General features: G+C 72.3%; 17 protein-coding genes and 1 pseudogene. 13 read left to right on the plus strand and 5 right to left on the minus strand.

What is annotated here, in order from left to right; translation table 11 throughout:
- Positions 1-38: 38 nt before the first annotated feature.
- The 5 genes from ACLHRZ_RS01000 to ACLHRZ_RS01020 all read left to right on the plus strand — a co-directional run bounded on the left by ACLHRZ_RS01000 (position 39) and on the right by ACLHRZ_RS01020 (position 5,131).
- On the plus strand, positions 39-248 hold the full coding sequence (locus ACLHRZ_RS01000; RefSeq protein WP_490416230.1) for a ferredoxin: 210 nt from the start codon (positions 39-41) through the stop codon (positions 246-248).
- Positions 238-1,605 (plus strand): NAD(P)/FAD-dependent oxidoreductase, encoded by a 1,368-nt coding sequence (locus tag ACLHRZ_RS01005; protein ID WP_490416231.1) that lies wholly within the window; start codon positions 238-240, stop codon positions 1,603-1,605. The genes ACLHRZ_RS01000 and ACLHRZ_RS01005 overlap by 11 nt, the downstream gene beginning before the upstream one ends.
- Before the next feature lie 37 nt (positions 1,606-1,642).
- On the plus strand, positions 1,643-2,848 hold the full coding sequence (locus ACLHRZ_RS01010) for a cytochrome P450 (protein WP_490416232.1): 1,206 nt from the start codon (positions 1,643-1,645) through the stop codon (positions 2,846-2,848).
- Between the two features lie 96 nt (positions 2,849-2,944).
- Positions 2,945-4,531 (plus strand): GMC oxidoreductase, encoded by a 1,587-nt coding sequence (locus ACLHRZ_RS01015; RefSeq protein ID WP_490416233.1) that lies wholly within the window; start codon positions 2,945-2,947, stop codon positions 4,529-4,531.
- 6 nt (positions 4,532-4,537) lie between these two features.
- Positions 4,538-5,131 carry a hypothetical protein gene (locus ACLHRZ_RS01020; protein WP_490416234.1) on the plus strand — a complete coding sequence of 198 codons (594 nt, stop codon included), beginning with the start codon at positions 4,538-4,540 and terminating at the stop codon, positions 5,129-5,131.
- A 20-nt stretch (positions 5,132-5,151) separates the two neighbouring features.
- On the opposite strand, the gene ACLHRZ_RS01025 is transcribed toward ACLHRZ_RS01020, so the two are convergent.
- Both ACLHRZ_RS01025 and ACLHRZ_RS01030 read right to left on the minus strand, forming a co-directional pair.
- Positions 5,152-6,120 carry a DUF3443 family protein gene (locus ACLHRZ_RS01025; RefSeq protein ID WP_490416235.1) on the minus strand — a complete coding sequence of 323 codons (969 nt, stop codon included), beginning with the start codon at positions 6,118-6,120 and terminating at the stop codon, positions 5,152-5,154.
- 349 nt (positions 6,121-6,469) lie between these two features.
- Positions 6,470-7,225 carry an alpha/beta fold hydrolase gene (locus ACLHRZ_RS01030; protein WP_490416236.1) on the minus strand — a complete coding sequence of 252 codons (756 nt, stop codon included), beginning with the start codon at positions 7,223-7,225 and terminating at the stop codon, positions 6,470-6,472.
- A gap of 231 nt (positions 7,226-7,456) precedes the next feature.
- On the opposite strand from ACLHRZ_RS01030, the pseudogene ACLHRZ_RS01035 reads away from it, so the two are divergent.
- From ACLHRZ_RS01035 to ACLHRZ_RS01045, 3 genes and pseudogenes are all read left to right on the plus strand, one after another.
- Positions 7,457-7,795 (plus strand): annotated as a pseudogene (locus tag ACLHRZ_RS01035) (alkaline phosphatase family protein); the annotation flags it as partial.
- An 86-nt stretch (positions 7,796-7,881) separates the two neighbouring features.
- Positions 7,882-9,366, plus strand: a complete 1,485-nt coding sequence (locus ACLHRZ_RS01040; protein ID WP_490416237.1) for an alkaline phosphatase family protein — start codon at positions 7,882-7,884, stop codon at positions 9,364-9,366.
- 53 nt (positions 9,367-9,419) lie between these two features.
- Positions 9,420-10,955, plus strand: coding sequence for a carboxylesterase/lipase family protein (locus tag ACLHRZ_RS01045; RefSeq protein WP_490416238.1), 1,536 nt, complete (start codon positions 9,420-9,422; stop codon positions 10,953-10,955).
- A gap of 101 nt (positions 10,956-11,056) precedes the next feature.
- On the opposite strand, the gene ACLHRZ_RS01050 is transcribed toward ACLHRZ_RS01045, so the two are convergent.
- Positions 11,057-11,851 carry a DeoR/GlpR family DNA-binding transcription regulator gene (locus ACLHRZ_RS01050; RefSeq protein ID WP_490416239.1) on the minus strand — a complete coding sequence of 265 codons (795 nt, stop codon included), beginning with the start codon at positions 11,849-11,851 and terminating at the stop codon, positions 11,057-11,059.
- 176 nt (positions 11,852-12,027) lie between these two features.
- Here ACLHRZ_RS01050 and ACLHRZ_RS01055 point away from each other — a divergent pair, with 176 nt between their 5' ends.
- Positions 12,028-14,889 carry an AfsR/SARP family transcriptional regulator gene (locus ACLHRZ_RS01055; protein WP_490416240.1) on the plus strand — a complete coding sequence of 954 codons (2,862 nt, stop codon included), beginning with the start codon at positions 12,028-12,030 and terminating at the stop codon, positions 14,887-14,889.
- Between the two features lie 39 nt (positions 14,890-14,928).
- Here the strand turns inward: ACLHRZ_RS01055 and argJ are convergent, their stop codons facing one another.
- On the minus strand, positions 14,929-16,092 hold the full coding sequence (gene argJ / locus ACLHRZ_RS01060; RefSeq protein ID WP_490416241.1) for a bifunctional glutamate N-acetyltransferase/amino-acid acetyltransferase ArgJ: 1,164 nt from the start codon (positions 16,090-16,092) through the stop codon (positions 14,929-14,931).
- 181 nt (positions 16,093-16,273) lie between these two features.
- Positions 16,274-18,355 carry an ATP-binding protein gene (locus ACLHRZ_RS01065; protein WP_490416242.1) on the minus strand — a complete coding sequence of 694 codons (2,082 nt, stop codon included), beginning with the start codon at positions 18,353-18,355 and terminating at the stop codon, positions 16,274-16,276.
- Positions 18,356-18,928: 573 nt separating this feature from the next.
- On the opposite strand from ACLHRZ_RS01065, the gene ACLHRZ_RS01070 reads away from it, so the two are divergent.
- The 4 genes from ACLHRZ_RS01070 (at position 18,929) to cs1 (ending at position 24,212) form a co-directional block, all read left to right on the plus strand.
- A complete protein-coding gene (locus ACLHRZ_RS01070; protein ID WP_490416243.1) occupies positions 18,929-20,644 on the plus strand; it encodes a thiamine pyrophosphate-binding protein in 1,716 nt (571 codons plus the stop codon).
- 3 nt (positions 20,645-20,647) lie between these two features.
- Positions 20,648-22,183 (plus strand): asparagine synthase-related protein, encoded by a 1,536-nt coding sequence (locus ACLHRZ_RS01075; protein WP_490416244.1) that lies wholly within the window; start codon positions 20,648-20,650, stop codon positions 22,181-22,183.
- A 107-nt stretch (positions 22,184-22,290) separates the two neighbouring features.
- Complete coding sequence (gene speB / locus ACLHRZ_RS01080) at positions 22,291-23,241, plus strand: agmatinase (protein WP_490416245.1); 951 nt, start codon at positions 22,291-22,293, stop codon at positions 23,239-23,241.
- Positions 23,238-24,212, plus strand: a complete 975-nt coding sequence (gene cs1 / locus ACLHRZ_RS01085; RefSeq protein WP_490416246.1) for a clavaminate synthase Cs1 — start codon at positions 23,238-23,240, stop codon at positions 24,210-24,212. Before speB ends, cs1 begins: the two co-directional genes overlap by 4 nt.
- Positions 24,213-24,236: the final 24 nt, after the last annotated feature.

Raw genomic sequence — 24,236 nt, forward strand, 5'->3', positions numbered from 1 at the left:
CTTTGACGAGGCGTGCGGGCTGACGGAAGGCCGGTGGGATGCAGATCGTGGTCGACCTCAACCGGTGTCAGAGCTACGCGCAGTGCGTCTTTCTCGCCCCGGAGGTGTTCGCGCTGCACGGCGAGGAGTCGTTGATGTACGCCCCGGCCGTCCCCGCCGGCCAGGACGAGCAGGTGCGGCACGCGGCGGCGGCCTGTCCCGTGCAGGCCATCACCCTCGGAGAACGGGCCCTCCCCGATGGCGGGTGAGCCGCGCGACGGGCGGATCGTCATCGTCGGTGCCTCGCTGGCCGGGCTGCGGGCCGCGGAAGTTCTGCGGGAACGGGGCTTCGCGGGCGAACTGACCCTGGTCGGCGACGAGCCCGAACTCCCGTATGACCGGCCGCCGTTGTCCAAGCAGGTGCTCCTCGGCCTGGCGCGCCCCGAGGACTGCGCGCTGCCGGTCCGCCGGCGCCTGGACGCGCGATGGCGGCTCGGGGTGCGTGCCACCGGACTCGACCCCGCCGCCAAGCGCGTACTGCTGGCCGACGGCGAGCAGCTCCCCTACGACAGGGTGCTGATCGCCACCGGCACCCGCGCCCGCCCCTGGACCGACCCCGAACAGGCAGCCCTGGACGGGGTGTTCACGGTGCGCACCACCGACGACGCAGGCCGGCTCGCCGAGCGGCTGGACGCCGGTCCGCGCCGGGTGCTGGTCATCGGCGGAGGGTTCACCGGTTCGGAGATCGCCTCGGCCTGCCGGGAACGCGGGCTGGAGGTGACGGTCGCCGAGCGGGGCCGGGCGCCCCTGATCGGCGCGCTGGGCGGGGCGGCTGCCGAGTTCGCCGCGAAGCTGCAGCGGGCGCACGGGGTCGATCTGCGCTGCGGAGTGACGGTCACCGCGCTGACCGGCAAGGACGGCCGGCTCACCGGTGCGGAGTTCTCCGACGGCAGCCGGATCGAGGCCGGCATCGCCGTGGTGTGCATGGGCGCGGTCCGCAACACCGAATGGCTGCTGGACTCCGGGCTCGCGGCCGGACCCCGTGGCGTGGCCTGCGACGCGGGGTGCCGCGTGTTCGACCGGTACGGGATCGTGACCGACGACGTCTTCGTGGCGGGTGATGTCGCCCGCTTCCCGCACCCGCTGTTCGAGTACCAGTTGCTCGCCCTGGAGCACTGGGGCAACGCCGTCGCCCAGGCCGAAGTGGCCGCCCACAACATGGCGAGCCCCGCCGCGGAGCGACGGCCCCACCTCGCCGTACCGTCCTTCTGGTCCAGCCAGTTCGGGCTCAACATCAAGTCGGTGGGTGTCCCGTCCTTCTCCGACCAGGTGGTCATCGCCCAGGGGACGCCGGAGGAACGGCGTCTGGTGGCGGTCTACGGCTACCGGGGCCGCATCACCGCCGCAGTGACCGTCAACCGGGCCAAGTCGCTGCAGCACTACCAACGCCTGATCGAGACCGCGGCCCCCTTCCCGCCCGGTCCCGGCGCCTCCGACCACGTCGAAGGCAACGAACCCGTCCCATCCGACGTGCCGGATCCCCGTGTGCTCTCGCACGGCCCGACCGTCGCCCTCACGGGCCACCTGCCGGACCGGCGCCTGACCGTGCTCCGGCCCGGCGGCTGACCCCACCCGCTCCCCCAAGGAATCCAGGAATCCGCGCATGTCAGCAGAGACGCTCTTCCAGCGCATCACCGACTATGCCAACCGCGCCGACCCCCACCCCCTCTACGCCGAGTTGCGCGAGCACAAGGTCGCGCGGCAGGAGGACGGGAAATACCTGGTGGGCACCTACGACGAGATCACCGAGTTGCTCCATGACCCCCGCACCAGCTCGGACTTCCGCAAACACGCCGAGATCCCGGCGGAGTTCCACTCGCCGCTCTCCTTCATCGGGCTCGACGACCCCGAACACGACCGGATCCGCCGGCTGACCATGCGCCACTTCGGCCCGCCCCACTCCCCGCACCGCATCTCCGGCCTGAACGGCGACATCGTCCGCATCGCCGGGGAACTCGCCGACGGATTCCGGGACAAGGACCGCATCGACCTGGTCGAGGACTTCGCCTTTCCGCTTCCCGTCACCGTCATCTGCGACCTGTACGGGGTGCCCGAGCAGGACCGGAACCAGATCCATCTCTGGGCCGACACCTTCGTCGCCGGTGCGGACTTCACCCCCGGCGAGGACCCGGTGCCCGCGCGCCACGCCGCCGGGGAGGCCCGTACGGCCATGGAGCGGTACCTGGGCGAACTCGCCGACGAGCGGCGGCGGAATCCGTCGGACGACCTGCTCTCCGCACTCGCCAACGAGCACGGGCCGGAAGGACATCTGACCCAGGAGGAACTGACGGCCGCCATGGTCCTCCTGCTCGTCGCCGGGCACGAGACCACCGTCAACCTCATCGCCAACGGCATGCTCACGCTCCTGCGCAACCCGGAGGTGCTCGAACGGCTGCGCCGCGAACCGGAGCTGATGCCGAGCGCCGTCGAGGAGCTGCTGCGTTACGAAGCGCCCTTCCAGATCCTGCCCCAGCGCACCGTGCTCGCCGACATCGAGGTCGCGGGCGTCACCATCCCCAAGGGCGCGCCCTTGTTCCTCGCCCTCGCCTCCGGCAACCGCGACCCGCTGCGCTTCCCCGACCCCGACCGCTTCGACCCCGCACGTCAGGACAACCAGCACCTCGGCTTCGGCAGTGGCATCCACAACTGCTTCGGCGCCCCGCTGGCCCGCCTCGAGATCGCCGCGGCCTTCACCACGCTCCTCTCGCACCTCGACAACCCCCGGTTGCTCCAGGACCCGCCCGAATACCGCCACAGCCCTATCCTGCGCGGCCCCAGGCATTTGCTCATCAAGCAGGGAACGGGCTGAGGCACAGGTTGTAGGCCGGTTGTGGGAATGGCCGTGGCGAGTGCGGCCACGGTGTCGTTGCTGGGGTGTCGTCACCGCCTTCAGCAAGGAGCCGTCGTGCCGCCCGTCGACCGTCGTGCCGTTCTGGGACTGACCGCCAAGGGCGGTCTGGCCGCGCTGGGCGCGACCGTGCTCGGCAGCCCGCGCAACCGTGCGGCGGCCGCGACCCGGACGGACTTCACCGCCGTGGTCATCGGCTCCGGCTTCGGCGGCAGCGTCGCGGCGCTGCGCCTGGGCCGCGCGGGCGTGGACACCCTGGTGCTGGAGCGCGGCCGGGAGTGGCCGGTGGCCCCGGAGAGGCCGATCTTCGGGTCGGTCGACGACGTCACGGACACCATGTACTGGTTCCGCGACTCCACCGCCGACGCCCTGTCGGAGTCACCTCCCGACACGGCTCTCAAGCCCGCCCCAGGAGTACTGGAGGCCGTCGAGGAGACCAACCTCAAGATCCTCTGCGGCGCCGGTGTGGGCGGCGGCTCGTTGGTGTACACCTGCGTGACGATCGCCCCGCAGCGCCGCTGGTTCGAGCAGCTCTACCCTTCCGGCCTGTCCTACCGGGAGTTCGAGGAGCGCTGGTTCCCCAAGGCGTACGCGATGCTCGGCGCGAGGACGATGCCGGAACACATCTACGCATCGGCCCCGTTCGCCCACTCCCGGCTCTGGGACCGCGAGCTCGCCAACGCCGACATGGCCACCTTCCCGCTGTCCTCCACCTTCGACTGGGACGTCGTACGGGCCGAACTGGAGGGCAGAGCAAAACCGTCGGCCACCATCGGCCGGTCCAACTTCGGCTGCGGCAACGGCGCCAAGCGCTCCCTCACCCGCAGCTATCTGCCCGACGCCCTGGCCACCGGCCACGTACAGCTGCGCCCGCTGCACGAGGTCCGCTCCCTCCACCGGCTCCGGGACGGCCGCTACAGCGTGGAGGTCCGCCGGCTCGGCCCGACCGGCGAGAACCTGGGGACGGAGGAGTTCACCTGCCGCATGCTCTTCGTCTCCGCCGGCACCCTGAACACCAACCGGCTGCTGGTCGCCGCCCGGGAGCGCGGTACCCTCCCCGACCTGCCCGCCGAGCTGGGAACCGGCTTCGGCACCAACGGCGACGAGACGAGCACGCGCACCCAGCCGCCGTCCTTCACCGGCGGACCGCAGGGTTCGCCCAGCGCGTCGGCGGCGTTCTTCCCCACCGGCTTCGCCCAGCCGCTCCTGGTGGAGAACTGGTACGCGGCCGGCCGCGACGCCCGCCCGGAGACCAACACCCTGACCATCACCGTCGACACCGACAACCGCGGCACCTTCCGCTACGACCGCGCCACCGGCCAAGTCCGCCTCGACGACTGGACCGAGGAGAAGTCGGCCCCGGCCGCGCAGGCCACCCTCGAATACAACTCCCGCGTCGTCGACGCCAATCCCGACATCGAGATCATCTCGCCCTACAACTCCCGCCCGTTCACCGCCCATCCCGTCGGCGGCTGCCAACTCGGCCGCGTCACCGACCTCGAAGGACGCGTCCGGGGCTGCCCCGGCCTCTACGTGCTCGACGGCTCCCTGCTCCCCGGCAACGTCGGCGGAGCCAACCCCTCCCTGACGATCACCGCCGTCGCCGAACGCGCCATGGCGCACATCGTCGCCGACAGCGGCTGACGCGCCGTGGCCCCGGATCGATCCCTGCGCAGGGGCTATGCGCTGGCCGGCGTGGTCCTCGCGATCATCTGGGTGGGCGAGAGCAACGAGCCCGCCTGGGTCCACGCTCTGCGGACCGCATTCCTGCTGCTGATCCTCCCGACCGCGCTCCTGCCGGCCAACCGCCGTCTCACCGTTGCGTACTGCGAGTCCGCCCACCCCGGCCGGGCGCTCGCCCGGCTGATCGCGGCACGCGTGCTCATCGTCTGGGCGGCCTTCGTCGCGAGCTTCCTCTTCAGCCACCTGATCGACCCGCAGGACGCGGGCGACCCGAGGTCGCTCGCCGCCCGCCTGCTGCTCGTCCTGCTCACCGTCCCGCTGCAGATCCGTCTCGACCGCCGGGCACGGGCCCGGGGTGTCCCCTCGGCCCGCGTCGCCCTCTCGGCGCCCCGGCTGATCTGCGCGAAGCTGAGCCTCGTCGGCGCCGCGCTGGTGGCCGAGATGCTCCTGGACCCCTACGTGCCCAACGCCCAGCTGCTGATCGCCGCCGCCATCGTCGCGACCGTGGCCGTGCTGGGACCCAGGATCCATCCCAAACTGCTGCTTCCCCAGTCCGCGTAGGGCGCGGGTCGGTCGACCGGTTACCGGGGCGCCAGGCCGATGCGGCCACCGCGCAGGTCGTAGAGCACGTCGACCTGTGTGAAGGCGGGCAGGCCGGCGAGGATCACCGACTGCTGCTGGGCTCCGTAGCTCAGCAGCGGGGTGGTCAGGGCGTTCAGCTGCTGCTGCGCCTGCGCGTCCGGCTGCGGCATCCGGTAGCTCCATTTCCACTTGGCACTGGGGACGTCGAGGGTGACCTCCTGGCCGTACGTGTCGACGATGCCCTTGTCGATCAGCGCGCCCGGCGCCGGCCCGGCGATGCGCGGCGCTTCCAGCGCGAGGGTCGGTGTGCCGGTGTCGAAGACCACCGGGGCGCAGCGGGTGCCGAGGACGGTGGTGACGGTCAGGCACGCCTGCATGGGTGCCGGGTTCCAGGCGGCGGGGGTGGCCGACTGCTTGAGGTCGACGGTCGTGAACCGGCCGAGGGTCTTCTGGTCGGGATTGAGGACCAGTTCGGGTTTGCGCTCGTCGAAGTGGAGGACAAAGGAGCCGTTGTTGGTGAGCCCCAGCATGGGGTTGGCGCAGCATCCCCTGACGCCCTGGGCACGTTCGGCCATGCCGATGCCGAGGATGCCGTCGAAGACGCCGCCGAACTCCTCGGGCGTCTTGCCGTGTGCCGCCTCGCAGTCGGGGACCTCGTCCGTGCAGCCGAGGGTGTCGACGAGCATGACGGTCTGGTCCTGGGCCGTGGCACTGCCCAGGGTGATGGTGGCCTGTGCCTCGCGGCCGCTGATCTGCAGGCCGCTGAGGTAGGCGCTGCTGCCGGTCGCGCCGGTGGGGGTGGCGTTGCCGTCGCCGACGGCCGAGGCGAGGACCTTCAGGCCGGTGGAGCCGGTGTCCACCAGCAGGTTCAGCTGCTTGGAGCCGATACGGACAGCGGCCTGCAGCCTCGGCTCGCCGAGCCTGCCGTCCTCGCTGCCGGCGGGCAGGTACGTGAGGGGTACGGCCACGCCTCCGCCCGTGGTTCCCTTGCCCGCTCCGGAGCCTCCGCCGCACCCCGTGGGCAGCACCAGTGCGAGCAACGCCGCCCCCGCGGCGGCGACGCGGCGCAGACGGCGGTGTGACGATGGTGTGTGCGGTGAGGAAGGCGCAGGGGGCACGGGCGTCTCCGGGCTCGGCAGCGGTGAGTCCTTCGGCGCCAGCATCATCGCCGCCCGGCCGCACCGCTTTCCGGCCGAGGCCGAACGGGTGCGGGAGGGAGCGGACGGCCCGGCCCCTCGCCTCGCCCACCGCATCCGTCGTGCAGCCGCCGGTGGCGAGGACCCGGCCACGCGTTCGCCGCGGCCGGGCGCACGGCGGTCAAGCCCGCAGGAAGGCTTCCAGGGCAGTGGCGAAGGCCACGGGGATTTCGTACATCGGGTAGTGGCCGGAGTTGGCCAGGATCTCCAGCTCGGCCTGCGGGTGGTGGGCCAGCCAGGTGCCGCGCATCGCCTCGGCGGTCAGGGCGAGGTCGTGCTCGCCGACGAAGACCTTCACCGGGAGGGTGCTGCCGGTCACCTTGGCGGCGAAGTCCTGGGTGGTCCAGTCGGTCAGGTAGGCGGCGAAGGCCTCCGGGCGGGAGCCGGCCACCGAGCGGGCCGTCATCGCGTCCAGCCACCGGTCGCACGCCCGGTGACCGGTGACGAGGTCGAGGATGGCCCGCCGATTGGCCGGGCTCTGCGCCGCGCCGTGGAAGAGGTCGTACGCGTCGCCCTCCAGCAGGTAGGCACTCGCCGGGACCGGCGCGATCCCCACCAGCTTGCGCACCCGGCGCGGCGCCTCGGCCAGGATGCGCTGTGCCGCCTTGCCGCCCATCGAGTGCCCGGCCACGGAGAACGTCTCCCAGCCCAGCTGGTCGGCGAGGGCGAGCGCGTCCGCGGCGATCTCGGCGAGCGTGAACTCACCGTCCACGTCCTGCCGGTCGCCGTAGCCGCGGTAGTCGAGGAAGGCGTAGCCGAAGGCCTCCGGGTCCAGGTGATCCAGGAACGGGCCCCAGGCGGCGCTGGTGCCGAACCAGTCGTGCAGGACCACGACCTTGTGCGCGCCGGTGCCGATAGTGCGGTGACTGATCGCCATACGGAGCTCCCGTCGGGTGGAGTGACTGCCGTTACCTTCCCCACCGGCGCCGCGCTACTCCGCTGTTGACCGGTACGGGGCACGGCCCTGTGGCCGGGCCATCGGCTGTCCGGCCGTGAGGGGACATCCGCCGTTGAGGCACCGGACATCTCCGGTGCAGTGAACGGACATGGCGGCCCCTTTCACTTGGGTCCGTTTCCGTGCCCCGTCCCTGACCCCCAGGAGACTTCCGTGACTCCCCTGTCCCGCCGCGGCTTCCTCGGTGCGGCCGCGGCCCTCGGCGCCGCCGCGACGACGCTCCCCTCGTCGATCCAGCAGGCCATGGCCGCCGGCCCGCGCAGCGGCACGCTCGACGACATCGAGCACGTCGTGATCTTTATGCAGGAGAACCGATCCTTCGATCACTACTTCGGAACGCTCAGAGGCGTCCGCGGTTTCGGGGACCGTTCTCTGGTGCGCTTCCCCAACGGCTCCGACGTCCTGCACCAGACCGCGCTCGGCCCGCTCGGCGGGCGTGTCGTGACGCCCTGGCACCTGGACACGGCGGCCACGGACGCCCAGCGCGTCCGCGATCTCGACCACGGCTGGTCGGGCACGCACCGCGCCTGGAACGGCGGCAGGTACGACAACGGGTTTCCGCCAAGAGCGCCTGGACCATGGGGTATTACGAGCGTTCCGACATCCCGTTCCAGTTCGCGCTCGCCGAGGCGTTCACCCTCTGCGACCAGTACTTCTGCTCCGTGCAGGGACCGACCAACCCCAACCGGCTCTACCAGTGGACCGGCACGGTCGACCCGGGCGGCACGCACGGCGGCCCGGTCACCGACAACTCCGAGAAGGGCTACAGCTGGACCACCTACCCCGAGCGGCTCCAGGCCGCCGGGATCTCCTGGCGGGTGTACCAGCAGCAGGACAACTACGACGACAACCCGCTCGCCTGGTTCACCCGGTTCAAGAACGCCAAGCCCGACTCCCCGCTGTTTGTGAACGGCATGCAGCGGCGCTCCGCCGACGCCTTCAACCAGGACGTCGCGAACGGCACGCTCCCGGCCGTGAGCTGGGTCGTGGCCCCCACGCAGCAGTCCGAGCACCCGGCCTACCCGCCCGCGTACGGCGCCGACTACACCGCGAAGTACGTCCTGGAGTCGCTGGCCGCACACCCCGAGGTCTGGGCGAAGACCGTGGTCTTCCTGAACTTCGACGAGAACGACGGCTTCTTCGACCACGTCGCCCCGCCGGTGCCGCCGTCCGGCACCCCGGACGAGTTCATCGGCGGTGCTCCGATCGGCCTCGGGCCGCGCGTGCCGATGACCGTGATCTCGCCGTGGAGCCAGGGCGGTCAGGTGCATTCCGAGGTCCTCGACCACACCTCGCCGCTGCGGTTCCTGGAGAACTGGACGGGCGTCAAGGAGACCAATATCTCCGCCTGGCGCCGCACGGTGTGCGGCGATCTGATGAGCGCCTTCGACTTCACCTCGAAGAACGCCTCCTTCCCCGCGCTGCCCGACACCACGGCCCTCGTCGCCGCCTGCGACAAGCAGCACTCGCTGCCCGAGGCCAAGCCGCCCGCCGCGGCGCAGCGGCCCGTCCAGGAGGAGGGCACCCGCCCGGCCCGGCCCACCGGCTACGGCTTCGACACCACTTCCTGGACCGACACCGCCACCCACCGCCTGTGGTTCAAGGTCGTCAACACGGGTCGGCTGGGCGCCGGTTTCACCGCGTACGCCGTGAACCACCGCGCGTACGAGGCCTGGCACTACACGGTGCCGGTCGGGGGCAGCGCGAGCGACTACTTCAGTGCCCTGACCTACGGGGGCGGCAAGTACGACGTCGACCTGCACGGCCCCGACGGCTATCTGCGCGGCTTCCAGGGGGACGTACGGACCTGGTCCGACGCGAAAAAGGGGCACCCGGAGGCCGCCGTGACGCCGGCCCCCGGCGGGCTGCGGCTGACCCTCACCAACAGCGGGGGCACGGCGGTGGCCTTCGCCGTCCCGGACGGCCGGACGGTGTCCGTCGCGGCCGGGGGCCGGGAGGAGATCACGCTGACGGTGGGGGACGACGGTGCGTACGACGTGACGGTCACCGCCGACACGGGCGACGGCTTCGCACGCCGTTTCGCGGGCCGCCTGTTCCTCTGATCGCCTCCGTCCGGCGGTATACCGCTCGCGTCCTGCGGCGCTGTACCCGTTCGATGGACGGTGTGACAGTCCTGGTGGCTACCCGGTACGGCAAGGTTGCAGGGCAGGTCGTGGACGGGATCGCCCGGTTTCTGGGTGTCCCCTACGCCGCCCCGCCGCTCGGGCGGAACCGGTTCGGACCTCCTGTCCCGCCGGTGCCGTGGACGGGCGTGCGCGAGGCGCGGGCGTTCGGGCCGACGCCCCTGAAGCCGGCCGTGCCGGGACCGCTCGGCGAGCTGATGCCCGACCCGGTGATCGCGGGTGAGGAGTGGCTGAGCCTCAACGTCTGGACACCGGATCCCGGCCGTGCCGGGCTGCCGGTGATGGTGTGGATCCACGGCGGTGCGTTCGTCGCCGGCTCCTCGGCCGTGCCGGCGTTCGACGGGGCCGCCTTCGCCCGCCACGGGGTGGTCTGCGTGACGGTCAACTACCGGCTCGGCGTGGACGGGTTCGCGTACCTGCCCGACGCGCCCGCCCCTGCCAACCGTGGCCTGCGCGACCAGATCGCCGCCCTGGAGTGGGTGCGGGAGAACATCGCGCACTTCGGCGGGGATCCCGGCAACGTCACGGCCTTCGGCCAGTCCGCGGGCGCGATCGGCGTACTCGCCCTCCTCTCGCTCGACCTCGGCCTCTTCCGCCGTGCCATCGCCCAGAGCGGCACCGCCCACGTCGCCCATGCGGCCGGGGACGCCGCGCGTGTCACCCATGCCCTGGAGGAACGGCTCGGCCTTCCGCCGACCGCGGCGGCGCTGGCCGCCGTTCCCCTGGACCATCTCGCCGAGGCCCAGGCGGACGTCGGCGCCGCCGTCGGCGCGAACCCCGGTGCCTACGGGCAGAGCATCGCCGACTCGGCCGGCATGGCCTTCGCTCCGGTCGTCGACGACGACCTGCTCGGCCGGCGCCCGATCGACGCCATCGCGGCCGGAGCGGGCCGCGACGTCCCCCTGCTGGCCGGCAACACCACCGAGGAGTGGCGGCTGTTCGTAATGGCCACCCCGGTGCTCCACCTGCCCGGCGAGGAACCCTTCCGGAACATGGTCGCGGGCTGCGGAGCCCCCGACGGCTGCTACGACGCTTATGCCCGCATCGGCTCCGCGGCCTACCCGCGCCGGAGCCCCGCCGACATCGCCTGCGCCGTCCTGGGCGACCGTGTCTTCCGGATCCCCACCTGGCGCGTCGCCGAGGCACGGGCCGATGCCCCGGCCCCCACCCACGTCTACGAGTTCGGCTGGCGCTCCCCGGTCGCACCGCAGGCCCCCGACGCCCCGCTGGGCGCCTGCCACGGCCTGGAGATCCCTTTCGTCTGGGGTGATCCGGGCGCCCCGGCGAACCGCCCGCTCACCGGTGAGGACCCGCCCCGGGAACTGGCGACCGCCATGCACCGCGCCTGGACCGGGTTCGCCGCGACGGGCGCCCTGCCCTGGCCCCGCTACGACGGCAGCCGTCCGGTGATGGCCTACAGCCACGACAACCGGCCCGTCGACGCCGTCGTCCACGACCCGCACGGCGACGACCGCCGACTCTGGCAAGGCCACCTCATGCCGCGCTGACCGGCCGGCCGAGGCATGCGCAGACAGCGTGTGCACGGCATCCGGCACACCCGCCACCGTCTGCTTCGCTTCCTGGCACACCCCCTGAGCAGGCCGGGCCCTCACACCCGCAGCACCACCGGTCCGAGCAGCGCGTAGCGTCGGGCCTCGTTCTGCGGGAGCCGGGTGTCGGTGACGATCGTCTCGAAGGCACGCGCCTCGGCGAACCGGCAGAAACTCACCGCGCCGAACTTGGAGTACACCCCGGTGAAGACCCGTCGCCGTGAGACGCGTACGGCCTGGCGCTTGACCTCACTGACGGTCGGATCGGGTGTGGTGAGGCCGTGCTCGCGGGAGATGCCGTTGGCACCCACGTACGCCAGGTCGATCACGAACTCGGACAACATCCGGGCCGCCCAGTGGTCGACAGTGGCCATCGTGCCGCCCCGGACCCGGCCGCCGAGCAGCAGGACAGTGATCCTGGGCCGGGTGGCCAGGGCCTGGGCGGTGGCGAGCGACGCGGTGATCACGGTCAGCGAGCGGTCGCCGGGCAGCGCCTCCGCGATCAGCTGCGGCGTGTAGCCCTCATCGATGAAGACGGTCTCGGCGTCACCCAGGAGTTCCGCGGCGGCCGCCGCGATGCGCGTCTTCTCCGGAACGTTCATACCGGCGCGGACCGCCAGCGTCGTCTCGAATCCCGCGCTCTCCACCGGAAACGCTCCGCCGTGCGTGCGCCGCACCAGGCCACGCCGCTCCAGCGTGCCCAGATCGCGCCGCACCGTCTCCCTGGACACCCCCAGGTCGGCGGCGATCGCGTTGACGCCGACGGAGCCCGCCCGTCGGGCGACGCTCACGATGCGGCGGCGGCGCTCCTCACCCTCCGCCAGGATCACGTGCCCTATCTCCGTGTTCACCATGCGCCCTCCCCCGTGTCGACTCCGGCCGATGGCCCGCCCGTTCGGGTGCGGGATCCGTACCGGCGGCCGTGTCGTCGCGAGCGTAGACGAGGCGGCGTGTCGAAAAGGTGTTGAAAAGCGGCCTTGCAGCGGAGGCGACCGTGCGGTCTCCCGGAGCGCGACTACAGTCTCCGACTATGCGGTTCACGGTGCTCGGGCCGGTCAGGGCATGGCGTGGCGAGACCGAGCTGGCCCTGGGGCCTCCCAAGCAACGGGCCCTGCTGGCGCTCCTGTTGGTACGGGTCGGCACGCCCGTCAGCCTGAGCGACATGGTCGACGTGCTGTGGCCGCAGGGTCCGCCGAGGAGCGCGGTGAACGTGGTGCGCCATCACGTGGGATCGCTGCGGCGCCTGCTGGGGCCGGGCGGCGGGGACCGGGCGGCCGGGCCCGTGGTGCGCGGCTCCGGCGGCTACCGTCTCGACACCCACGCCGACGACGTGGACCTGCTGGCCTTTCGCCGGCTGGTGGACCGGGCCCGGCAGGCCGCGCGCGACGGCTCGTCCCGGGCCGCGACCGACCTGTACGCCGAGGCGCTCGGGCTGTGGCACGGGCCGGTCGCCGACGGTATCCCCCCGGACATCCGTGCGCACCCGGTGTTCACCGCCGTGGACGAGGAATGCCTCGATGCCGTGCGCGGCGCCGCCGTGGAAGCCCTGGCCGCCGGTGTGCCGGATCTCGTCCTCGCCCCAATGCGGCAGGCCGCCGCCGCGCACCCGCTGGACGAGCCCCTCCAGGCCCACCTGGTACTCGCGCTCGCCGGCGCCGGACGCCGGGCCGAGGCGCTGGCCACGTACCGGGCCGTGCGGGACCTACTGGCCGAGGAGTTGGGCGTCGCGCCCGGGCGGGAGCTGACCGACGCCCGTCAGCGGGTACTCGACCGGCACACGCCAGCCGGGCGGCCTCCCGCGGCCTCGCCCGGCCCGGACGCCGGGGATGCGCCGCGCGCCCACCCGAGCCCACGGCCGGACCCGCCGCCACGGCCTACCCAACTCCCCGCCGACCTACCGGTGTTCGCGGGAAGGGGCATCGAACTGGCCTATGTGGACGCCCTGTTGTCACCGTCCGGCTTCACGGACAGCACGCCCCCGGCCACGGTGGTCATCGCGATCGAGGGGATGGCCGGGGTCGGCAAGACGTCCTTGGCCGTGCACTGGGCCCACCGCGCCGCCCACCGCTTCCCCGACGGCCAGCTCTACGCGGATCTGCGGGGCTTCGACCCGTCCTCGGCCGCCGTGGACCCGGGGGACGCCCTGCGCGCCTTCCTCTTCGGCCTGGGAGTGCACCCGCAGGACATGCCGGTCGGGGCGGACGCCCAATCCGCCCTGTACCGAAGCCTGTTGGCGGGACGGCGCGTCCTCGTTCTCCTCGACAACGCCCGGGGCTCCGCCCAGGTGCGGCCCCTGCTGCCCGGCACGCCCGGCTCTCTCGTCCTCGTGACCAGCCGCAGTCGGCTCCAGGGCCTTGTCGCCGCCGACGGCGCCCGTTCGCTCGGCCTGGGGCCGTTGAGCGACACAGAAGCCCGCGAGGTGCTGACCCGGCGCCTCGGCGCGCGGCAGGCGGCCGACGACGCCTCCGTCAAGGCCGTCATCGCCCTGTGCGGCCGATTGCCGCTGGCCCTCGCCATCGTGGCCGCACGCGCCGCCGACCGGGGATTCCCTCTGGCGTCGATCGCCGCCGAACTGCGCGAGGGCCACGGCAGCCTGGATGCCCTCTCCGGTGACGAGACCGACGCCCGCTCCGTCTTCTCCTGGTCCTACCGGGCCCTGCCCCCCACGGCCGCCCGTCTGTTCCGCCTCCTGGCACTCCACCCCGGTCCTGACGTCTCCCGGCACGCCGCGGCGAACCTGGCCGGGCTCGCCCCGCGCGAGGCGCATACGGCATTCACCTCGCTGACCCGCTCCCACCTCCTGGCCGAACCCGTCCCCGGCCGCTACACGTGCCACGACCTGCTGCGCGCCTACGCGGGCGAGCTCCTGCGCGCCGAAGAGACCGAGGCCGAGCGGCACAGCGCGCTCGGCCGGCTCCTCGACCACGCCCTGAGCACCGCACGGGCGGCGGTCGACCTGCTCCTGCCGCACCGCACCGCACGCGAGGCACCTCCCCCGTGCCACCCCGACGCCACCCCCGAGCCCCTCGCGGGCAGGGAGGCGGCCGCCACCTGGCTCGGCGTCGAACTTCCGGGGCTGCTCGCCCTGGTCGAACGCGCCGCGACGGGCGGATTCCCCGTACATGCCTGGCAGTTGGCACTCGCCCTGGAACTTCCGCTGGACCGGCGGGGGCTCAGGGAGGAGCAGACCGCCGTGCAGCGAGCGGCGTTGGCGACTGCGGAGCAGCACGGCGATCCGGTCGGTCGCGCCCACATCCACCGCACGCTCGGCTTCGCCCTGCACCGCGTCGGCGCGCACGAGGAGGCCCTCGCCCATCTCGGCCGCGCCCTGGACCTCTTCACCGCCCTCGGCCACCGCGACGGCCAGGCCCGCACCTTGCGCAGCCTCGCCTTCGTGGCCAACTCCCGCGCCCACCACCAGGACGCCCTGGACCACTACGACCGCGCACTCGCCCACTGCCGTGCGACGGACGACACCCGTGGGCAGGCGACCGTCCTCAACGAGATCGGGTGGACCCACATCCTGCGCGGCGAACACCACGAAGCCCTCACCCAATGCGCCGCCGCCGTCGCCCTCCACCAAGCCACGGGCGACGCCAACGGCGAGGCAGCAGCCTGGGACAGCCTCGGCTACGCCCACCACCACCTGGAGCAGTACACCCACGCCCTGGCCTGCTACCGCCACGCTCTCGAGCTCTACCGGGAGGTCGGCGATCGCACCTTGGAGGCCGACACCCTGGGCCACATCGGCGACACCCAGCACTCCATGGGCAATGCCCCTTCGGCGCTGGGCAGTTGGGAGCAGGCCGCAGCCATCCTCTCCGAGCTGGGACACCCCGACACCGGGCAGTTGCTGGACAAGCTGCACGGCGCTGCGGCGGATCCTCCCTGACCGGGCGGCGGCGCGTGTCACGTCTCCGGTCCTCGGGCTTCAGGTCGCGTAGTCGGCGTTGAGTCGCACGTACCCCTCGGTGAGGTCGCAGCCGTAGGCCGTGAACTCGCCGGTGGCGTGCGGGGCGACACCGAGATCGACGTGCAGGGTGACCTCGTCGTTCTTGAGGTACTCGGCGACGCGCTCCAGCTTCTCGGGTTCCGGTCCCGCCGGGTACACCTCCTGGTTCCCGAAGCGGATCGTTACCCGTTCGGGGACGATGTCCAGGTCGTCCTGGCACTTTCCCACCGCCATGACGACCCGCCCCCAGTTGGGGTCGGCGCCGTGCACGGCGGTCTTCACCAACGGTGAGTTCACCACGGCTTTGGCAACGCGCTTGGCCTGGGCCCGGTCCCGGGCACCGGTGGCGTGCACCTCGATGAGCTTGGTCGCGCCCTCGCCGTCCCTGGCGATGTCCTTGACCAGTTGCAGCGCGACATCGCCCAGGGCGTTCTCGAACTCCACCAGGTCCACGGGGCCCGCGATGCCGTTGGCGAAGACGGCCGCCGTGTCGCTGGTGGAGGTGTCGGTGTCGATGCTCAGCGCGTTGAACGTGACTTCCATGACACGGCGGAAGATGTCATCGAGCTCGGCCGGCCCCACGTGGGCGTCGGTGCAGAAGAAGGTGAGCAGCGTCGCCATGTCGGGCTCCATCATCCCCACCCCCTTGGCGATGCCGACCAACGTCGCACCGCCGCACCGTGCGCGGCGGATCTTCGGGTGGGTGTCGGTCGTCATGATGGCCGTCGCCGCCCCCTCGAAGTCGGCTCCGGCGAACGGCCAGCGCACGGATGCGACGTGCGTGCGCAGGCTGGACATGGGGTAGCGGCGGCCGATCAGTCCCGTCGAGGCGATCAGTACGTCGTTCTCGTCCGCTTCAATCAAGTCGGCAACGCGGCGGCGCAGTTCTTCGGCGTCCTTGCGGCCGTCCGCCCCGTTGGCGACATTGGCGTTGCCGGAGACGACGACGACACCTCGGGCGATCCGGTCGGCGACGGCTTCCCGGCTGAGCAGGACGCTGGGCCCGGCGAAGCGGGAGCGGGTGAACACCGCACTCGCGGCGGCGGGCACCTCCGAAGCGATCACTGCGAAGTCGGCATGCCCCTCCTTGACGCCGGCTCGGCCGTGGTGAACGAGGAAACCTTGAGGAGAAGCTGCGTCCATCGGACCGGTTCCTTCCCGAGTCGCTGGTGCCCCATTGCGGCGGCCGACGGCGGCCGTGACCCACGGTGGCACACGCTGCTTGTCGACCGCTGCGCGGTTGGCTGGAACTCCCTGGAACGGGGGACGCATCCGTGGGGTCCTGCCCGAGGAGTCGCTTGACGCGTGGCATCCCCCGCAGGCCCTATACGGCGGTCAACGCCCCCAGCCCGGTGGCGTCGGACGACAAGCCGCGTGCGTTCTCCAGGTCGTGGCGTACCGCCTCCCGTACCAGCGCGTGGACGAAGCGCAGTCTGCCGGCGTGGACGGGATCGGGCTCCAGCAGGCCGCCGTGCAGGGCCGTGAGAACGTTGTCCGCGGCGATGCCTTCATGGCGCAACATGGCCTCCACGACGCGCTGTTCGCAGCCGTCCTCCATCATCGCGCAGAGTTCGAGGACACGTCGGACACCGACGGGGAGCCCCGACAGCCGTTGCAGGACGACCCCGGCCAGCTCACGGGGGATCGCTGCGTCCAGGGCCTCCGAGAGGCCCTGCTTGCACGCGTTGAGCAAGTAGCCCAGGAAGTAGGGATTGCCGGCGGTGCGCCGGTGGAGCTGGCGCAGAAGGTGTGGTTCCGGGGCCTCGCCCAGGGTGCGCTCCACGAGCGACGCAGTGGCTGCGAGGTCCAACGGGTCGAGCAGGGTCCTCCCTGCGTCCGACGACTGGAGGATCACGGCCGCGGCGCGGCGCAGCTCCGGGTCGTGGGCCAGTTGGAAGGTGCGGGTGGTGACCACCAGGAGCACCGGGACGCAGCGCAGTTGCTCCACGAACAACCGCAGCAGGGCGAGGGACGGCGCGTCGGCCCGGTCGACGTCCTCCACGACCAGGACCGTCGGCTCGCGGATGGTGCGCAGCAGCGTCTGGCAGACCGCGTCGTGCAACGTGAACCGGTCGTTCCTGGACAGGTGCCTCGTCGCCGGACGCGCACCCGGCTCGTGCCGCGACGGATCGCCGGTGTCCGGGGACACTTCGGGAAGGAGGTGGGCGAGGCTGTACCGCACCCAGGCGGGCAATCGCGCCACCCGTTCGTGCCAGAGCCCGTTCAGCCCGCGCAGCAGCGTCGTCCACGGCCAGTAGTCCGGCTTGTCCTCGTTCTCGGAGCAGGAGGTCCAGAGGGTGTGCACGCTGTCCGGGATCGCCCGGGTGAGTTCGGACACCAGTCGGGTCTTGCCGCTGCCGGCTTCGCCGACCACGAACGCCACCCGGCCGGTCGTGCGGAACGCACCCTTGGCGGAGGCGCGCAGAGCCCGCAGCTCCTCGTCGCGCCCGACGAACACCGGTGGTGTGCTGACCCGGTCGGCCGCGGTGGCGGCCACGAGGCGGGGAACGCCTGTGAGGTGCGCCGTGGGGTGACCGTCGGCCCCGGCGGGTGCTGCGGGGGCGGTGGCCTCGGGCGTGCGGTCCAGGCAACTGTCCTGCCGCAGGATCGCCGCGTGCAGCGCCGCCAGTTCCTTGCCGGGCACCGTGCCGATCTCGTCGGCGAGGGCGCGGCGGGTGTCGTCGTACGTCCGCAGGGCGTCCGCCTGCTGGCCGAGCCGGTACTGGACGTGCATGAACAGGCCGGCCAGCCGTTCGCGCAGAGGGTTGCGTTTCGCTTCCAGGGCCAGGGTGTGCAGCACGTCCTCCTCCCGTCCCAGCCGGATCGCGCACTGTGCCCAGGACTCGACGGCGCTCAGGCGGAGCTGTCCCAGCCGGGCGGCCTCCTGCACGGCGAAGTCGTACGCGCTCAACTCCTCGTACGGCGTGCCGACCCAGCGTTCCAGAGCGGTGCCGAGCACGGCGTGGGCCTCGTCGGCCCGCCCCTGCCGGGCCAGTCTGCCGCCGGTCCGCACGGCCCGTTCGAAGCGGTGGACGTCCACTTGCCCGGGATCGACGACCAGCACGTATCCCGGTTGCCGGTACAGCAGTCGGGGCCGTGAGCCATCAGGGAGCACGCAGTCGGCGAGGAGTCTGCGCAGGCGCGATACGTACGACTGCAACGTCGCGTTGGCAGTCGCCGGCGGGGTGTCCCCCCAGATCTGGGAGACGATCGCGTCGACCGACACCACGCTGCCCGCGCCGATCAGCAGCAGGGCGAGGACCGCTCGCTGGCGCGACGGACCCAGTTCCAGGGACCGGCCGCCGCTGCGCACGGACAGGCTCCCCAGGGCGCCGATCGGCGGCGGTACGGTCAAGTCACGTACGTCGGCACGGCTCTCGCGGCTCGTCAGCTTCACTGCTTCCATCCGATTCTCTCTGCGTGGCGCGTGACTGCCCTGCTGTACGAGAACGGCCCGACGCGGAAGCCGCGCCCCAACCACCGCCTGGCGCCGACAGCGCTCGCGACGGGGGAGGAACGCGGCCCCGGGCCTCCAAGATCCCCCGTGGCCCGGGCCACGGGCGGAACCGGCCAGTGGCGGCTGGCGATCCCGCCCGGTCGGAAGCAGCTTGCCGGCCGCGTCCCCCTGTCGCACACCAAGTGTCCCGCGCCCGGCGGGTGCAATCCTTGCCCGCTGCACGACGTATCGTGCCCGCCCTTGGCCGAATGCAAGGATCCGGTTGCCCGCCACGACGGCTCCGGCGTTCGCCCCCGCGTCGTCCCGGCGACGGAGGGGCCTGCGGGCGTGCCCGAACCGCCGAGTGATGCCGCCCGGTCGCCGCCCGCCTGCGCCGGCCGCAAGGGGACGGCCCACCGCCCTGCAAGGCACGGTCCGCACAGTGGCGAGTAGCACCGAAGAGCGCCTTCGGCTCCGTGCCGTTCGTATGCCGGACATCACGCCGGGCGCAGCCCTGACCCGCTCCGACGCAGAGGATCCGCCATGTCGCGTGTCTCCACCAGCCCTACCGGCAAGCCGACCACCGCACACGCCCTGCTGCGCCGGCTCCACGACCACGGGGTGCGCACCGTGTTCGGGGTGGTCGGCCGCGAGGCCGCCTCGATCCTCTTCGACGAGGAGGACGGCATCAAATTCGTGCTGACCCGGCACGAGTTCACAGCCGGAGTCGCCGCCGACGTCCTGGCCCGGATCAGCGGCCGGCCGCAGGCGTGCTGGGCCACGCTCGGCCCCGGCATGACCAATCTGGCCACCGGGGTCGCCACCTCCACCCTGGACCGGTCACCGGTCATCGCACTCGCGGCCCAGTCCGAGTCGCACGACATCTTCCCCAACGACACGCACCAGTGCCTCGACTCGGTGTCGGTCATGCGGCCGATGACCAAGTACGCGGCGGAGCTCCAACGACCCGACGACATCACGGACCTGGTGGACAGCGCGATGGCGGCGGCCATGACCGAACCCGTCGGCCCCGGCTTCCTCTCCCTCCCCGTCGACCTGCTCGGCAGTGAGGTCGACACCTCGCTGCCGCACCCCCCTGCCAAGATCCCGGCCAAGCCGGTCGGCGCGGTCGCGGACGGCTGGCAGGAAACCGCGCTGGAGACGGCCGAGTTGGTCGGATCGGCGCGCCATCCCGTCCTGGTCGTCGGCGCCGCCGCGATCCGCTCCGGGGCCGTGCCCGCGATCCGCGCACTGGCCGAGCGGCTGAGGCTGCCGGTCATCACGACGTACATCGCCAAGGGCGTGCTGCCGCACGGGCATGACCTGAACTACGGGGCGGTCACCGGATACATGGACGGCATCCTGTCCTTCCCCGCCCTCGACGCCCTCTTCGGCCCCGCCGACCTCATCCTCACCCTCGGCTACGACTACGCCGAGGACCTGCGCCCTTCCATGTGGCAGCGCGGCACGGACAAGACCACGGTGAGGGTCTCGCCCACCACCAACCCCGTGCCCCGGGTCTACCGTCCGAACCTCGACATCGTCACCGACGTGCGGGCCTTCGTGGAGCACCTCGACCGGCACACCGCCAGCCTCGCCCCGAGGACCCCGCACGACATCACGCCGCTGCGCGCACGGATCGCCGAGTTCCTGGCCGATCCGCACCACTACGACGACGGCCTGCGCGTGCACCAGGTGATGGACTCCATGAACACCGTCATGGCGGAGACCGCCGAGGCGGGCGAGGGCACGATCGTGTCCGACATCGGGTTCTTCCGCCACTACGGCGTGCTCTTCGCCCGCGCCGACCAGCCCTTCGGCTTCCTCACCTCCGCCGGCTGCTCCAGCTTCGGCTACGGCATCCCGGCGGCGATCGGCGCCCAGCTCGCCCGGCCCGGACAGCCGACCTTCCTCATCGCGGGCGACGGCGGCTTCCACTCCAACAGCGCCGATCTGGAGACCGTCGCCCGGCTCGGCCTGCCCATCGTCACCGTCGTCGTCAACAACAACGCCAACGGACTGATCGAGCTGTACCAGAACATCGGGCACCACCGCTCCCACGACCCGGTGGTGAAGTTCACCGGGGTCGACTTCACCGCGCTCGCCCGCGCCAACGGCGTGGAGGCCGCCCGGGCCACCAGCCGTGAGGAGCTGCTCGCCGCGCTGCGCAAGGGCGCGGGCCTCGGACGGCCGTTCCTGATCGAGGTGCCGGTCGACTACGACTTCCAGGCCGGCGGTTTCGCCGCTCTGAGCATCTGAGCCATGGCGCCGAATCTTCCCGCCGCCACCGGCTTCCTGGCCGAGGTCCGCCAGGACTGCGGCCGCCCCCTCGAACCGCTCTTCGCAGCGCTCGGTTCCAGGGAGCGGTGGCAGGAGCGGACCGGCGACCAGGTCCTGCACGCCGTCCTCGTGCATTCCGGGACGCCCGCTGAGGCCCGCGCCCGCGCTCAGGGCGGGACGCTGTTGTTCGCCGGAGAGCTGTACAACCGGGACGAACTGGTCCGGCTGCTGCCCGGTGGCGCGCTGCCGGACAGCGACGCCGTTCTCGTCGCCGCCCTCTTCGCCGTGTACGACGTGCATGTCTTCCGGCTCCTCAACGGGCGGTTCGCCGCGCTGCTCGCCGGCTCCGGACGTGCCGTGCTCGCCACGGACCACGCCGGCTCGGTGCCGCTGTATGTGTCCGCCGCCCCCGGGCGCGTACTGGCGGCGACCGAGGCGAAGGCCCTGCGCACCGCCCCTCGGGGGCGGCCCCTGCCCGCCCTGCCGGTACGCCGCCTGCCCGGCACCCACCAGGTGCCGGCCGGGACCGTTCTGGACATCGCGGTGACTACCGGGGTGTGCCTCCCCCACCGGACCTGGACGCCGCCGCTCGCCCGTCGGATCATGCCGGAGGCGGAGGCGGTCGGCACGGTCCGCCGGGCGCTGGAGCGCGCGGTGGCGGCCCGCACAGGCAGCGGCACCCCGCTGGTGGTGCTCTCGGGTGGTATCGACTCCTCCGCGGTCGCGGCGCTGGCCGCCCGACGGTCGGCCGGGCCGGTCGACACGGTGTCCATGGGCACGGACGAGGCGGACGAGTTCCCGCAGGCGCGCCTCGTGGCCCGGCACATCGGCTCCGACCACCGCGAAGTCGCCATCCCGACCGGTGAGTTGATGGGGCGCCTGCCGCACACGGTCTGGGCGGCCGAGTGCCTCGACCCGGACGTGGTCGAGTACCTTCTGCCGCTGACCGCGCTGTACCTGCGCCTGGGCCGCGGCGGCGACAGCGGCCGTCGGATCCTCACCGGGTACGGGGCCGACATCCCGCTCGGCGGCATGCACCGCGAGAGCCGGCTGCCGCAGCTGGACACGGCGGTCTGCCAGGACATGGCCACGTTCGACGGTCTCAACGAGATGGCGCCGAACCTGTCCGGGGTGGCCGGCCACTGGTCGACCCACCCGTACTGGGACCGCGACGTCCTCGACGTGCTGGTGTCCCTGGAGGCCGGGCTCAAGCGGCGGCACGGACGGGACAAGTGGGTGCTGCGCGCAGCCATGGACGATGTACTGCCGCACGAGGTCGTCGTCCGCCCCAAGCTCGGTGTGCACGAGGGATCGGGCACCACCTCGTCCTTCTCCCGGTTGCTGCGGGATGCCGGTGTGCCGCGGGGCCTCGTTCGCCGGGCCAAACGCCTGGTCGTTCAGGAGATCTTCGACCACGTCGTCGTCGAGGGGCGGCATCCGGACGAGGTGGCGACCGGTGCGGTGGTCGAGCGGGTCGCGGGCCGGCTGGTACCCGGCGCCCGGCCGGTCCCGCGATGACCCGGCATCAGGACGCCCGCACGCACGCGTACATGACCACGCGCACGACCGCCACGCAACGCTCCGGGGCCGTCCGACGGTCCGCACGGCAAGGGAGGGACCGCACCATGGAACGCATCGACACCACTGTCTCGCCGCGCTACGCCCAGATACCGACGTTCATGCGTCTGCCGCACGACCCGGCGCCGCGCGGCAAGGACGTCGTGGTCATCGGCGCCCCGTACGACGGCGGCACCAGCTACCGGCCCGGAGCGCGCTTCGGCCCGCGCGCCGTACGCAACGAGTCCGGGCTCATCCACGGCGTGGGGATCGACCGCGGGCCCGGCACCTTCGACCTGATCGACTGCGTCGACGCCGGGGACATCGACCTGACCCCGTTCAACATGCACATCGCCATGGCCACCGCGCAGGAGCGGCTCAGCGGCCTGCTCGCCGACAACGCCGCCTTCCTCATGATCGGCGGCGACCACTCCTTGACGCTGGCCGCGCTGCGCGCCGTCGCGCCCCGGCACGGGCCGGTCGCCGTCCTGCACCTGGACGCGCACTCCGACACCAACCCCGCCTTCTACGGCGGCGAATACCACCACGGCACACCCTTCCGGCACGCGATCGAGGAGAAGATCGTCGACCCGCAGCGCATGATCCAGATCGGTATCCGCGGCCACAATCCGCGGCCCGACTCGCTGGACTACGCCCGCGGCCACGGCGTGCGGATCGTCACCGCCGACGAGTTCTGCTCGCTGGGCCCCGAGGGCACCCGGGAGCTGGTCCGCGCCTGCGTCGGCGACGCACCCGTCTACGTGTCGGTGGACATCGACGTCGTGGACCCGGCGTTCGCGCCCGGCACCGGCACCCCGGCCCCGGGCGGCCCCACCTCACGCGAGGTGCTCGCCCTGCTGCGCTGCACCGGGGACCTGCGTCCGGTGGGCCTCGACGTCATGGAGGTCTCGCCGCTGTACGACCACGGCGGCATCACGTCCGTCCTGGCCACCGAAATCGGCGCCGAACTGCTGTACCAGTACGCCCGCGCACACACCCGAGAGAGGGCTTCCTCATGACCACGCTCGACTGCTCCGCGTATTCCGCGCAGCTCCTGGCCCTGGCCGCGGGCCTGCCCCGGGTCCCCCGCAAGGACCTGTACGGCTTCCTCGACACGGCGCACACGGCCGCTCTCGCGCTCCCCGCGCCGCTGGCCGGGGCACTGGACGACTTCAACGCCGACGGCAACGACGACGGATACCTGCTGCTGCGCGGTCTGCCGGTGGAGGAGGAGCCCTCCCTGCCGCGCACCCCCGACAGCACGCCCGCGCCCGTGGAACGGCCGCTGCTCAACCAGGAGGCCATGCTCGCGATCGCCGGCCGCCGCCTCGGCCTGCACACCGGCTACCGCGAACTGCGCTCGGGCACCGTGTACCACGACGTCTACCCGTCCCCCGGCGCGCACTACCTCTCCTCCGAGACCTCTGAGACCCTGCTGGAGTTCCACACGGAGATGGCCTACCACGTGCGCCAGCCGAACTACGTGATGCTCGCGTGCTCCCGGGCGGACCACGAGCGCAAGGCGGCCACCCTGGTCGGTTCGGTCCGCAAGGCGCTGCCTCTGCTGTCGGACGACACCCGCGCGCGCCTGTTCGACAGGCCCATACCCTGCTGTGTGGACGTCGCCTTCCGCGGCGGGGTCGAGGACCCCGGGGCCATCTCCGACGTCAAGCCCCTCTACGGAGACGTCCAGGATCCCTACCTCGGGTACGACCGCGAGCTCCTCGCCCCCCAGGCCGCCGCCGACGTCAAGGCCGTCGCTGCCCTTTCCGAGGCGCTCGACGAAGTGAGCGAGGCCGTGCACCTGGTCCCCGGCGACGTGCTGATCGTGGACAACTTCCGGACGACGCACGCCCGTACGCCCTTCGCACCGCGCTGGGACGGCAAGGACCGGTGGCTGCACCGGGTCTACATCCGCACGGACCGCAACGGGCAGCTGTCCGGCGGGGAACGGGCCGGCGACGTGGTGGACTTCGTTCCCCGTCATTGATCGCGGGGCATGGGTGTGGGGGGG

The sequence above is a fragment of the Streptomyces sp. AM25 genome (assembly GCF_058146165.1).